The sequence below is a fragment of the Lactobacillus taiwanensis DSM 21401 genome, from assembly GCF_001436695.1.
In the GTDB taxonomy this organism is placed as follows: Bacteria; Bacillota; Bacilli; order Lactobacillales; family Lactobacillaceae; genus Lactobacillus; species Lactobacillus taiwanensis.
The window spans coordinates 168014-181167 of record NZ_AYZG01000051.1 but is presented as its reverse complement, the minus strand read 5'-3'; the positions used below and the strand labels follow the sequence as shown (position 1 = coordinate 181167).

Here is a 13154-nt window from a genome sequence, read left to right as displayed (position 1 = left end):
AGAAATATTTTCTTTAAAGAATCATGGGTTGATTCTTTAATGCAACCAATTTCTAACATGTTAATGATGATTTTGGTAATCGGGATTTTAACCTATGGTGCAATTCGGGTAATGCAAGGCAGTCTTACCATGGGTGCCCTCATTTCATTTTTAATGTACTTGTTCCAATTAATGGGACCAGTAATTATGGTTAGCCAATTCTTTAACGAATTAGCCAAGACATCAGGTTCAACTGAGCGTATTCGTGAAATGCTCAATGAACCCATTGAAGAATCTGCTGATGATCAAAAAGTTGATGTTGCTGGTAAAGAATTGCAATTGCAAAATGTCAGCTTCTCTTATGAAAAAGATAAGCAAATTTTGCATAACATTAATGTAGTGGCTAAACCAAATATGGTTGTCGCTTTTGCTGGACCATCTGGTGGTGGTAAATCAACAATTTTCTCATTGATTGAACGCTTCTACAAACCAACTTCAGGTAAGATTACGATTGGTAATGAAAATATTGATGATGTCGATTTAACTAATTGGCGTCATCAAATTGGTTTAGTTGGTCAGAATTCTGCAGTAATGCCAGGAACAATTCGTGAAAACTTAATTTATGGATTAGATCATGAAGTAAATGATGACGAACTATGGCGTGTACTAAAGATGGCATATGCTGATAAATTCGTAAAAGAATCAGAAGATGGCTTGGGTACTCAAATTGGTGAACGAGGGGTAAAACTTTCTGATGGTCAAAGACAGAGAATTGCGATTGCTCGCGCATTCTTACGTGATCCAAAGATCTTAATGCTTGATGAAGCAACTGCAAGTCTTGACTCAGAATCGGAAGCAATGGTGCAAAAGGCTTTAACTAGCTTAATGAAGAATAGAATGACTTTAGTCATTGCACACCGTTTAAGTACGATTGTTGATGCAGATAGAATCTACTTCATTGATCATGGTACAGTTTCTGGTTCTGGTACGCACGAAGAATTAGTTAAGTCAACATCGCTTTATGCTGAGTACGTTCATAATCAATTTAAGAAATAATATATAGAAAGAAGCTGATTTTATATCTAGGATTTCCAATTGTTAGTTTTATTGTTTCAATGGGACCTAAGCCTGGTCCTAGACCTGAGAATGATAAAAGTAAATAAACTAACTTAAAGAGTTGCTTGAAAAAAGCAGCTCTTTTTTGTGTATAAGTTAAAAAATGGATGAAATTGGGTAAAAGTTTAATAGAAATAAATAATCATTTTTAATATATGATTGATTATAGAAATAAACTGAGAAAATATATTGAGGTAACTATGAAGCAATTAACATTAAATAATGGCGTTAAAATTCCAATTTTTGGCTTTGGAACTTATGAAATTAGTCCTGATCAAACAAAGCAAGCAGTATTATCAGCTTTTGAAGAAGGTTATCGCTTAATTGATACGGCGCAATATTATCAAAATGAACAACAAGTTGGCGAAGCAGTGAAAGCAAGCAGTCTAAATCGTGATGAAGTGTTTATCACAACTAAAACGATGACTGATGGTTATGAAGATACTAAGATTGGTTTAGATGAATCATTGAGAAGAAGTGGACTAGATTATTTTGACCTGGTTTTAATTCACTGGCCGATGGGACATGATATTGATACTTGGCATGCTCTTGAGGCAGCATATAAAGCAGGAAAGACGCGCGCAATTGGAATTAGTAATTTTAATAGTCGACAAACTTTAGATCTAATTCACCAAAGTAGTGTCCGTCCAATGGTTGATCAAATTGAAACTCATTTACTTTTGCAACAATGGAAGATGCACGAATTTTTAGAAAAAGAAAGTATTGTGCATGAAAGCTATAGTCCTCTTGGTAATGGTCAGCAAAATCTAACGAGTAATCCAGTTTTAAAAGAAATTGGCGAAAAATATGGTAAATCACCAATTCAAGTAATTTTGCGTTACTTGGTCCAAAACGATGTTGTAACTATTCCGCGTTCGACTAATCCAGCTCATATTAAATCAAATATTGATATCTTTGATTTTAAATTAGATAGTGACGATCTTAAGAGATTACGCGTTTTAGACGAACGTAAGCCAATTGATGGTTGGCCTGCAGAAATGCGTGAAGATGAAGATTATTAAGTCAAAATTGAACTAAAAGTTCAAAATAAAAGCCACATTTTGGTAAAGAAATGAACATTCTTACCAGAATGCGGCTTTTGTATTTTAGTATTGTTTAAGTAAATTGATAATAAAGTTAATAAGAATGAATTATTTAAGGAGAGAGCATAATTATGAAGTTATTAATTGCAGGAGCAGGCTTTATTGTCAGTGATTTTTTGCCAATTACTAAGGACTTAAAGAATACAAAATTAGTTGGAATTGCTGGGACAACTAGTGATCTTGATCATATGAAAGAATATCAAGCGAAATATAGTATTGAAAAAATTTATACTGACTATGATCAAGCGCTTAAAGAAACAAATGCAGATACAGTTTATGTCGCAGTACCTAACTCTCTTCATTATTCTTTTGCAAAAAAAGCTTTATTAGCAGGCAAGAATGTTATCTGTGAGAAGCCTTTTACTGTTAAGTATGATGAATTCAAGGAATTGAAGCAAATTGCTAAAGAAAAGCAATTGATTTTAGTAGAGGCGATTACTAACCAATATTTGACTAATTACAAAAATCTAAAACAAAGTTTATCTGAAGTAGGAGAAATAAAGATCGTTTCAATGAATTATTCGCAATACTCTCATCGCTACGATGCTTTTGAACAAGGTAAAGTTCTACCAGTCTTCGATCCCAAAAAGGGTGGTGGTGCCTTGATGGACTTAAATATTTATAATATTCACTTTTTGGTGGGATTATTTGGGATGCCTAAAAAGGTTGAGTATCATGCAAATATTGAACGCGGAGTTGATACATCGGGAATATTGACTTTAGATTATGATAATTTTAAGGCTGTCTCAATTACGGCTAAAGATGTTGCAGCACCGGTCACTTCTTTGATTGAAGCTGAAAAAGAAACTATTATTGTCAATGGACCAGCTAATGTCATGAATTCGTTCGATATTGTGAACCATCAAAATAAAATCCAACATGTTGACGATAAGATCTATATTCATCGCATGTACGAAGAATTTGTAGCTTTTGAAAAGATGATTGATAACAATGATTTAGATAAAGATAAAAAAGCGCTAGAACATAGTGATCAAGTAATGCAGATTGTAGAGCAAGCTGTTAAAAGTGCAGGATTGAAGTTGGATTAGGAGAAGAAAAATGAAATTTAATGCCTTAATGCCTTAATGCATGTTAATATTCGCGTTAAAGATTGGGATAAAATGATTGATTTTTATCAAAATAAACTTGGTTTAAAAGCTAAGGTAATTGTGAAATATAAAGAATATTTGCACAGCGATAATAGACAAATTGAAAAAGAATTTGCCCAAAAAGATCCCGAAAAGGTAATGTATGGTTATTTTGAAGTAACGCCAGGACAATTCATTGAAATGTCGCCAGCTATGGGTAACGAACAAGATGATGTTGAATGGAATAGTCGTTTAGGTTTGAATCATTTTGCTTTAACCGTTAATGATATTCAAAAAACTTATCAGGAATTTAAAGCTAAGGATATTCCAGTACTCGGTGAATCAAGTAAGGGACCAGCTGGAACGTGGAAGTTTTGGAGTCATGATCCCGAGAATAATTATTTTGAAGTAATGCAATATACTAAGGATTCATATCAAGTTAATGGACATGTTGATGAATGAAAAGGAGTAAATATAAGTGACTAAAAGTGAATTAGAAAAACTTGAAGCTGGAGAATGGTACAAGGTTAATGATGAAGAAGTGGCTAAGCGTAAATTAACTGCTGTAACATTGTGTCAAGAATTCAATGCAATTTCTGAAAATGAACCGAAAAAACAAGAAGCTAAAGCGAGAGAAATCTTTGGTTCTGCTGGAAAAAACTTGGTTGTTCATAGTAGGTTAAATGTTGATAATGGTAAAAATATTCATGTCGGTGATAATTTTCTTGCTAACTACAATTTAACGGTTTTAGATATTGCACCAGTTAACATTGGTAATAATGTATGGATTGGGCCTAATACCGACATCTATACAGTTAACCATCCCTTAACTGCCAAAGGTAGAAGAGAAAGATTAGGTATTGGCAAGCCGGTTAATATTGGCAATGATGTCTGGATTGGCGGTCATTCAACGATTTGTCCTGGTGTCACTATTGGCAGCGGTGTAGTTGTTGCGGCAGGATCTGTTGTTACCAAGAACATTCTTGATAACGTAGTGGTTGAAGGAGTGCCAGCTAAGATTATTAAGAAGATTGAGCAGAATTAATTTAGCATTTTCGCTTGATATAGCACTGAAAAAATCAAATTTAAAACAAAGTGAAAAGCAAATTGAGAGTAAAAAGTTGCTACTTTATTTGATTTTTCTTCATTAGGAATAGCAATTCCTACAGTAGCTTGAGCAAAAACAGCAGGATCAGTATTAGCTGTGATAATGATAAAATTAACATGTTTCTTTTTTAGAATTTCAATTTCTTCATTATATTGGGAGGCATATTTATCATAACTAATGAAAATTGCTAAATCATGCTCATTCATTCTGGTAGTAATATTATTTTCCTCACCGTTTTCAGTTGCTAAAATTGGATAAATGGTTAACTTGTTCACCTTATTAATAAAGCTTTTACTAGTAATTCCAGTATCTCCGTTAGCAAAAATAAACGTATTTTTACTAGTTAGAATTAAATTAGCTACTTTCTTAATATCTGACATTTTAATTTTGTTGCGCAAAAGTGTTAAACCATTTAAATATAGATCAGTCATGGAATTCTTAATTGTATTGAGATCATCAATGGGTGAAAATGGAAAACTAAAGTCAACTTGATTATTAGTAAAGCGATTAGTTTCAATATTTTTAATTATGTTAACTTTTAGATCTTTAAAGCCGTCATAGCCTAATTTATGACTGAGACGAATAATTGTCGCATTAGAAGTTAAAGACTTTTTAGCTAAGTCAGTAATAGTTAATCCGTCTATTTCGTTAAGATGATTTTCTAAATACAAAATTACCACTTTTTCAGAAGTAGTGAAGTCGATTTGATTTGAAAGAATATCTAATTTCATAATTTTCTCCATAAATATAGCCTAGAATGCTTAGTAACATTCTAGGCTTTTTCTTATTTTAAGTATAATAACCTAACCTTCATTGCGCAATTAATTTATGAAAAGTCTATTTACGATAAATATGCTTCGATTGAATATTTCGAGGTACCCGAACAAAATATTCCTTATCAAAAGCGTTGGCGTAAAAAGATGAGAGTTCCTTTTTCTAAGAGAGAAATTTATGAGATGGCTTGACCATTAGCTAGTTATCAAGATAAATCTATTTATGCAACCAAGTTAGAAATTGGGCAACTAAAGTGGTGGGATTACGGATATTTAGTCAATTTGCTAAGTTTTGTTGATCCTGAATATAGCAAAAAAGTTGATTTTCAGTTTGAAGTAATTTGGTACGGCGGAATATCCGAGTATAAACGCTCGCAAGAGCCGGAATATGAAAAGGAGTTACTTGCATGGGGAAAGAATTATCAAAATATGGTAATTCATCAAAAATTGACGAAGAAAAATATCCTGCATTAAATCAACTAATTCCTGTGGAGGTCATGGAAAGAGAAACTAATGAAGCGTTAAGTAAATTTACGGATGATTTTATTGACTGGTTAAAGGCCTATCCTGATTTTCAGCCAGTTGTTGCAGTATTCTGGAAGGTATGTGCATCTCAAATGGCAAAAAATTTACTTAGTGTAGATGCAGACTTATATGGTAAGCAGATGAGACGAGCAAGTAAAGCAGTGCTAGGCCATGACTGGAATAGCATGAAGATTGAATTAATGAATATTACTGGTTGGTGGGACTAGTATTTTTCAATACCATATTAAACTTTAATACTATAAATCATATTTATACTACCAATAATTATTTTGATTTTTAATATATTTTCTGCAGTAATATACTAATCAATGAAGTTGGTAAACAGATATTTCTTCTATAGATAAAAATATAAAAAAGATAATTGTTTGCTAAAGATTATATGATTTAAAATTATTAATAAAATAAAATTTAAAAGGAGATTTCTAATATGGCATATGGATACATTCAATCTTTAAGTAACAAAATCCAAAGAGATCATATTAACTTTTATAATCCTACAGTTATAAGTTGGTAGAAGATTTGTATTACACTAAAGACATTGATTCAAGAAAACAATATCCAGCTTTAATTGTTGGTGCACCATATGGTAGTACCAAAGAACAGGGCCCATGCGTTTGGGCCAATGAACTAGCGCAGCGTGGATTTGTTGTTTTAACATTTGATCAAGTAAATATGGGTGAATCAAGCGGTGAACCTCGTCATGTTTCTTCACCTGATTTATTTGCTGAAAGTTTCTCTGCAGCAGTTGACTATTTGGGTGTGCAAGTTCCATTTGTTGATCGTGAAAGGATTGGTGTAATTGGAATTTGTGGTTCTGGTGGCTTTAGCTTAGCCGCTGCAGCCGCTGATACTCGAATTAAAGCAATTGCAACTGCATCAATGTATGACATGACTGATGTACGTGGAATGAACAATTTCTCAAAAGAGCAACTAGATGAATTTAAGGATAAGCTTACGCGTCAACGCTGGGAAGATTACGCAAATGAGATGCCAGAATATAAGCCTTTCTTTCCCCAATAAACCTTATGCAAATGTTGATGCAATTCCAGATATGGATCCAATTACCAAAGAATGGTTTAGATTCTATGCTGTACCACGTGGCTTCCACCAAAATGCTCGCGGTGGTTTTACAACTACTTCTGATTTATCAATGCTTCAATGGAGCAATTTAACTTATGTTGATGAAATCACACCACGTCCAATTTTATTTATCGTAGGAGATCATGCTCATTCAAAGGCATTTAGTGAGCGTGCCTATAAATTGGCAAATGAGCCAAAAGAATTATACGAAGTAAAAGATGCTGAACATATTGATCTTTATGATAATAGAGATAAAATCCCGTTCGATAAGGTGGAAGATTTCTTTAAATCTAACTTGAAGTAATAGAGTCAAATAAATGCAGTATAAAAAGCCTGATTAGCAATAACCTGGCTTTTTGCGTGGAGAAAAATAAGTTCTAAGAGTAAAACTCCCTAAGAACTTAGTTGTTTATTTTGTGGTGGGAACTGAAACTTATAACTCTGATGGGTTGGTGCCAGCAGGGAGCGTTTTTGCTGGTAGATATATTTATCAGGGCGTTGTTAAACGATTTACAACGATTTCGGTTTCTGGTTCAAAATGCCCAGCATTCAAGTTTGCCGCAGAATGAACAGATTGTGGATTTGATTAAACGATATATTTTAGATTGATAATGAAAAATGGAGCTTTGCTTTTATAGTGGGGCTCTATATTTTTGTAGAAAAATGGGAGAATGTGATTTATTTTTGAAATTCTTTTCTTTTTTCGCAGGTTTTAGCTTGAAATTAGAATCTAAGCATAAGAGTAATTCGCTAGAATCTCCCATAATTTTCCTATTCAAAATTTTATTTCTTTTCATTAGTTTTGAGCAAAATATGATGGATATTAAATAATAAGTGTTACCATTAAAACTGTAAAGAAGAAACTATTGTGTTAGGAGGATTTTATGGATAAACGTAAAATTGTAATTGTTGGTGCTTCACATGGTGGTCATGAATCAGCAATTGAGCTGTTAGATAAATATAATGATGTAGATGTAACTGTTTATGAAGCTGGCGACTTTATTTCATTTATGTCCTGCGGGATGCAATTGTACTTAGAAAATAAAGTTACAGCAGAAGATGACGTTAGAAACTTTGCCCCAGAAGATGTTGAAAAGAAGGGCGGTCATGTTTATGCCAACCATGAAGTAACTGCTATTCATCCTGAAAATAAGACTGTTACAGTTAAGGACTTAACTAATAATTCTGAAGAAGAAGTCCAATATGATAGGTTGATTCTTTCTTCAGGCGTAACTCCTAAAGTTTTACCTGTGCCAGGTAATGATCTCAAGAATATCTATTTGATGCGTGGACGTGACTGGGCTTCTAAGTTGATGAGTGCTGTTAACGATCCAGCAATTAAAAATGTTGCTATTGTTGGTGCTGGTTATATCGGTACTGAAGCTAGCGAAGTATTTGCTAAAGCTGGCAAGCGTGTAACCTTAATGGATATGATTGATCGCCCATTAGGAACCTATCTTAATTCTGAATTACTCGATGTTTTGGAACCTACCTTTAAGAAAAATATGGACTTGAAGATGGGTGTCAAGATCGAAGGCTTTAACGGTAATGGAAAAGTTGAAAGCGTAAAAACCGATCAAGGCGATGTACCAGCTGACCTAGTTGTCGTTTCAGCTGGTGTAACACCTAACACTGATTGGCTAAAGGGCGTAGTTGACTTAGATCAAAGAGGCTGGATTAAGACTGATCCATACTTGAGAACTAATGTGAAGGACGTTTACGCCATTGGAGATGCAATTTTGCCACTTTCAATTCCAGCTGGTAAACCAATGCCAATTGCCTTAGCCACTACTACTAGAAGAGAAGCTCAATATGTAGTTGATCATATCTTCGAAGATAAGCCAGATCGTGCCTTCAAGGGTGTTATCGGTGCTTCAGCTCTTAGTGTATTTGACTATCACTTTGCTACAGCTGGATTAAATCAATTCTCAGCTGCTAGAAATAAGATTGATTATCAAACTAGTTTCTACGAAGACCATATGCGTCCAGCTTATGTTCCAGAAGCAGATAATCCTAAGGTATATGTCAGCTTAACCTTTAATCCATACACTCACCAAATCCTAGGTGGTGCAGTACTTTCCAAGTATGATATTACTGCTCAAGGCAATGTTTTAGCTTTAGCAATTAGTCATAAGATGCGTTTGGAAGACTTAGCTGAACAAGACTTCTTCTTCCAACCAGGATTTGATCGTCAATGGAGTTTGCTTAACTTAGCTGCACAACATGCCTTAGGTATGGCAAGATTCTAATTTAGTCATTAATAAAGATAAGTTATCAAGAAAAACTAGTCATGTTTTTACAACATGGCTAGTTTTTTTGTTGGACTTAGTTGTGTTTGGATAAAATAGTTAGTAATTACAATTGCTCATTGAGGGAGATCATTTCAAGTAAACTTTGGGCAGTAGAAGAGCCTTCGTTGCCTGCTTTTAAGCCCGCCCTTTGCAAAGCTTGTTCAATATTTTCTGTAGTTAAAATACCAAAAGTGACTGGAATTTTAGCTTGTAAATTCATCTGCATAATCGCATTAGTTACGTTTTGAATAATCATGGCATAATGATCAGTTTCACCCCTTGATTACTGCACCGAGAGTCATAATTCCAGCATATTTATCAGATTTAATTAGTTTTTGAGCAGTGAAGTCTATTTCAAATGCTCCTGGTACCCAGATGACATCAATTTCATCGTCTTGGATTCCGAATTGATGAAGTGTTTCTTTAGCACCGCGAACCAAATTTTTAGTAACAATTTCATTAAATTTAGCTACGACAATCGCGATTTTTCCATGAGTATTAGTGAAGTTTCCAGTATATTCAGTCATTATTCAGCCTCCTTGAGTTCTAATAAATGATGAAATCTCTTTTTCTTAGTTTGTAGGTAAAAACGGTCAACATCATTAGGTGCAATTTCTAATGGAATACGTTTATTAATCTTAATACCGTAATCGTTTAATTGGTCAATTTTATCAGGATTATTAGTTAGCAAATTGATTTCTTTGATCTTCAATTCTTTGAAAATTGTAGCGGCAACATCATAATTACGCTCATCAGGTGCAAAGCCTAACATCTGATTTGCCTCGTAGGTGTCATGGCCTTGGTCTTGTAAGGCGTAAGCACGCAACTTGTTAGTTAAACCGATGCCACGACCTTCCTGATTGAGATAGATGATTAGGCCAGAGCCATTCTTTTCGATTTCTTTCATAGCAGTATGAAGTTGCGCACCACAATCACAACGTTTAGAACCAAAGGTATCACCAGTTGAACATTTAGAATGTACACGCGTTAATACCGGTTTGGAAGAATCGATTTTTCCTTTAATCAAAGCTACATTGCCGTGACCATAACTTTTAATCTTAAAGTGACCATATTTTGTTGGGAGATTTACAAAGTCTGAGCGACTACTCGCTTGACTATTAATGTATTCTTGTAGTTCCGCAATTGTTAAGAATGGAAGGTGATATTCCTTAGCAATTTCTCTTAATTGAGGACGGCGTGCCATGTGTCCATCACTCTTCATTACTTCACAAATATAAGCTACTTCTGGTTCACCAGCTAAGTGGGCTAGTGCAATTGAGGCTTCAGTGTGACCATTTCTATGCTTAATTTGATCATCCTTGGCAACAAGTGGGAAACAGTGACCAGGTCTAAAGAAATCTTCTGGTTTACTGTTAGGATCGGCGATTGCTTTAATTGTTGCAGCACGATCATAGGCAGAAATACCTGTAGTGGTCGTCTTATAATCAACACTGATGGTAAAAGCCGTACCATATGGATCGGTATTATCTTGTTCCATTTGGTGCAAATTTAATCGTTGGGCAATTTCCTTACTTACAGGTGTACAGAGCAAACCACGGGCATGTTTGGTCATAAAGTTGACATTTTCTGGAGTAACTTTTGAGCCTAATCCAATCATGTCTCCTTCAGATTCACGGTCTTCATCGTCAGCCACGATTACTAAACCACCATTTTTCATCCATTTGATTGCGTTTTGAATTTTTTTGACATCCATTTTAATTTCTCTTTTCTAAGTTCTTGACAACATATTTACCTAAAATATCTGTTTCAATATTAACTTCTGAACCAACTTTTAATTGAGCTAAATTGGTTTCATCCTGTGTATGGGGAATTAAGCCTACGGAAAAGGTATTGTCTTTAGTATCCATCACAGTTAAGGATACGCCGTTAATAGCAATGCTACCTTGTGGCACAATTTGCTTTTCTAAGCGATCAGGGAAGCTAAACCAAATTTCGATTGCATTTTTGTTTTGTCTAATTTCTTTTACCTTGGCAACGTCGTCAACATGGCCAGTTACAATATGTCCTTCTAATTGCTGACCAACTTGTAATGATCTTTCAACATTTAACTGCGCTCCAACATTCAAATCTTTAAATGTTGTTTTTTGATAAGTTTGCGGCATCATGGTGACTGTGAAAGTATTAGAGGTGAAGCTTTCAGTGGTTAGGCAAGTACCATTAATTGCAATAGAATCGCCAATTTTTAAATCCTTGATAAAATCGGGAGCACATCTAACAATTAACGTAATAGTTTCTTTATCTTTATCAATTTGGGCAATTTTTGCATCCCCACGTACTAAACCACTAAACATCAATTTCACCTGCAATTCTTAAATTACCTGATAGCTGTTCAAATTTTACATTTTTGAGCATTATTTTACAGCTTGGCAGAATACCGGCAGTTCCAGCTTTACCTAAAAAATGAGGACTTAAGTACTCAATTAGTTCATTAGCTAACTCATCATTCATAAAAGCATTAGCTAATATCGGACCACCTTCAACGTAGACAGATTGAATACCTTCTTCAGTTAAGGTTTGAATAATCTCAGAAAGTTGATCTGTTTTCATTAACCAAACTTTGACTTGCTCATTGGTTAAGCTGTTTTGGAGTTCAGCATTTCGGGTAAATATCCAAGTTGGAGCTTGTCCATCAGTTAACAGCTTTAGATTTCTGTGTTGCAGTAGCCGTCCACGACGATCAATAACTATTCTAATTGGCGGATAATCAGTTGAAATAGTCGTTAACAAGCTAGGATTATCAACTATGGCTGTATTAGAACCAACTAAAATTGCTTGATAATTTGCTCGTTCTCGGTGCACCCGATCGTAAACAGATTGATTAGTGATTGCTGTGCGAGTATTTACCTGATTGTTAACTCGATAATCAAGACTGACTGCTTAACGGTAATCCAAGGTTGGTTCTTTTGATAAAAATAAGTATAAAACCTATTAAGTTCTTCAGCTTCATGAGCTAAAACACCAGTTATAACTGCAACTCCGTTTGCTTTTAATTTAGCAATTCCTTTACCAGTTACCAATTTGTGTGGGTCAACCTGGGCAATAACAACGCGATTGATCTTACTCTGCACAATCAAGTCAGAACAGGGAGGTTGTTTGCCATAATGATTGCAAGGTTCAAGTGTGACATAAAGAGTTGAATTAAATAATTGTTCTGGGGTTAATTTAGAAATGGCATCATGTTCAGCATGGCTTTTACCATAGTGAATATGATGACCAGTAGCTAGTACTTGATCGTTTTTGACAATCACAGCACCAACCAAAGGATTCTTCCAAGTTTGGAAGCGTCCTTTTTTAGCTTCTTGTAAAGCTAAATTCATATAATATTGGCCTTTTTCCATTTAAATCACTTCCTAACAGAACAAAAAAAGAACCTCGAAGCTAAACTTCGAGGTTCAGAAATAGTATGCAAGTTAAAAAATAATTCAAGTACGCAAATAAGCGTAGATTAAAATTATCCTTCTTCCATCTAGACTATAACTATCGGTACCATTAAGGGTTCAACCGCTTGCGCGGGTTGCGGACTTTACCGCCGGTCGGGAATTTCACCCTGCCTCGAAGAACATTTATTTAATTCTCATTCAGCATAAAGCTGTTTTTCTTTTTTGTCAAATGATATTTATATGGCTCTTTTAAAGAATTTACTGAAAAGTAAAGCAACGATTGTTTTTATTGCACATAACTTCAATGAAGGGATGCATAAATTATTTGATCGTGAAATCCATTTGGTAAAAGAATAAACGAAACATCACAAATTTCAGTGGATTGATACTGGAGTCTGTGATGTTTCTTTATGTATAAAATTTGAAATTAATTATTGATTTTGATTATTCTTATCAATTTAACTGCTAAAACTCAAACTTTCTCATAAAGATTGGGTGAGTTTGGTGGTATAGGTAACTAGCGGTTTTAGGCGTGATTTCTAAAACACCTAAATCTTTTTTTACTGCCTCAACATCGTCAACGTAAATTTCATTTAAATGAGAATTTTTGATTGCTGGTTTGTTTAGTTAAAATATCTACCATAGTATGACCTTCCTTGTCCTGAACGC

The 13154-nt window shown here is 34.4% G+C and carries 11 protein-coding genes, 5 pseudogenes and 1 riboswitch; of the genes and pseudogenes, 11 read left to right on the top strand and 5 right to left on the bottom strand.

What is annotated here, in order from left to right:
- Window positions 1-15 precede the first annotated feature (15 nt).
- The 5 genes and pseudogenes from FD18_RS07130 to FD18_RS07110 all read left to right on the top strand — a co-directional run.
- Window positions 16-1035: pseudogene (locus FD18_RS07130) on the top strand (ABC transporter ATP-binding protein); the annotation flags it as partial.
- A 260-nt stretch (window positions 1036-1295) separates the two neighbouring features.
- On the top strand, window positions 1296-2117 hold the full coding sequence (locus FD18_RS07125; protein WP_057719247.1) for an aldo/keto reductase: 822 nt from the start codon (window positions 1296-1298) through the stop codon (window positions 2115-2117).
- Between the two features lie 152 nt (window positions 2118-2269).
- Window positions 2270-3247 (top strand): Gfo/Idh/MocA family protein, encoded by a 978-nt coding sequence (locus FD18_RS07120; protein WP_057719246.1) that lies wholly within the window; start codon window positions 2270-2272, stop codon window positions 3245-3247.
- A 36-nt stretch (window positions 3248-3283) separates the two neighbouring features.
- A complete protein-coding gene (locus FD18_RS07115; RefSeq protein WP_057719245.1) occupies window positions 3284-3748 on the top strand; it encodes a VOC family protein in 465 nt (154 codons plus the stop codon).
- A 16-nt stretch (window positions 3749-3764) separates the two neighbouring features.
- Entirely contained in the window at window positions 3765-4331 is a 567-nt protein-coding gene (locus FD18_RS07110; RefSeq protein WP_057719244.1) for a sugar O-acetyltransferase, read from the top strand.
- Here the strand turns inward: FD18_RS07110 and FD18_RS07105 are convergent.
- A complete protein-coding gene (locus FD18_RS07105) occupies window positions 4328-5125 on the bottom strand; it encodes a MurR/RpiR family transcriptional regulator (RefSeq protein WP_057719243.1) in 798 nt (265 codons plus the stop codon). The genes FD18_RS07110 and FD18_RS07105 overlap by 4 nt on opposite strands.
- A gap of 449 nt (window positions 5126-5574) precedes the next feature.
- Between FD18_RS07105 and FD18_RS07100 the strand changes: the two genes are divergently transcribed.
- From FD18_RS07100 to FD18_RS07090, 5 genes and pseudogenes are all read left to right on the top strand, one after another.
- The gene (locus FD18_RS07100; RefSeq protein ID WP_057719242.1) at window positions 5575-5919 is read left to right on the top strand and encodes a hypothetical protein; all 345 of its coding nucleotides are present in this window, start codon (window positions 5575-5577) and stop codon (window positions 5917-5919) included.
- Window positions 5920-6232: 313 nt separating this feature from the next.
- Entirely contained in the window at window positions 6233-6733 is a 501-nt protein-coding gene (locus FD18_RS10220) for an alpha/beta hydrolase (protein WP_235499905.1), read from the top strand.
- Window positions 6696-7097: an alpha/beta hydrolase gene (locus tag FD18_RS10215; RefSeq protein WP_235499904.1), complete on the top strand. Its 402-nt coding sequence runs from the start codon at window positions 6696-6698 to the stop codon at window positions 7095-7097. Before FD18_RS10220 ends, FD18_RS10215 begins: the two co-directional genes overlap by 38 nt.
- 76 nt (window positions 7098-7173) lie before the next feature.
- Window positions 7174-7402: pseudogene (locus FD18_RS09465) on the top strand (alpha/beta hydrolase); the annotation flags it as partial.
- A gap of 275 nt (window positions 7403-7677) precedes the next feature.
- Window positions 7678-9042 (top strand): FAD-dependent oxidoreductase, encoded by a 1365-nt coding sequence (locus tag FD18_RS07090; RefSeq protein ID WP_057719241.1) that lies wholly within the window; start codon window positions 7678-7680, stop codon window positions 9040-9042.
- 106 nt (window positions 9043-9148) lie between these two features.
- On the opposite strand, the pseudogene ribH reads toward FD18_RS07090, so the two are convergent.
- The 4 genes and pseudogenes from ribH to ribD all read right to left on the bottom strand — a co-directional run bounded on the left by ribH (window position 9149) and on the right by ribD (window position 12443).
- Window positions 9149-9611 (bottom strand): annotated as a pseudogene (gene ribH, locus FD18_RS07085) (6,7-dimethyl-8-ribityllumazine synthase).
- Window positions 9611-10798 carry a bifunctional 3,4-dihydroxy-2-butanone-4-phosphate synthase/GTP cyclohydrolase II gene (locus tag FD18_RS07080; RefSeq protein ID WP_057719240.1) on the bottom strand — a complete coding sequence of 396 codons (1188 nt, stop codon included), beginning with the start codon at window positions 10796-10798 and terminating at the stop codon, window positions 9611-9613. Before FD18_RS07080 ends, ribH begins: the two are co-directional and overlap by 1 nt.
- A gap of 1 nt (window position 10799) precedes the next feature.
- Entirely contained in the window at window positions 10800-11396 is a 597-nt protein-coding gene (locus tag FD18_RS07075; RefSeq protein WP_057719239.1) for a riboflavin synthase, read from the bottom strand.
- Window positions 11389-12443 (bottom strand): annotated as a pseudogene (gene ribD, locus FD18_RS07070) (bifunctional diaminohydroxyphosphoribosylaminopyrimidine deaminase/5-amino-6-(5-phosphoribosylamino)uracil reductase RibD). The gene FD18_RS07075 and the pseudogene ribD overlap by 8 nt, the downstream one beginning before the upstream one ends.
- 112 nt (window positions 12444-12555) lie before the next feature.
- Window positions 12556-12669: riboswitch (FMN riboswitch) on the bottom strand.
- Between the two features lie 56 nt (window positions 12670-12725).
- On the opposite strand from ribD, the pseudogene FD18_RS10210 reads away from it, so the two are divergent.
- Window positions 12726-12842, top strand: a pseudogene (locus FD18_RS10210) (ABC transporter permease); the annotation flags it as partial.
- Between the last annotated feature and the right edge of the window lie 312 nt (window positions 12843-13154).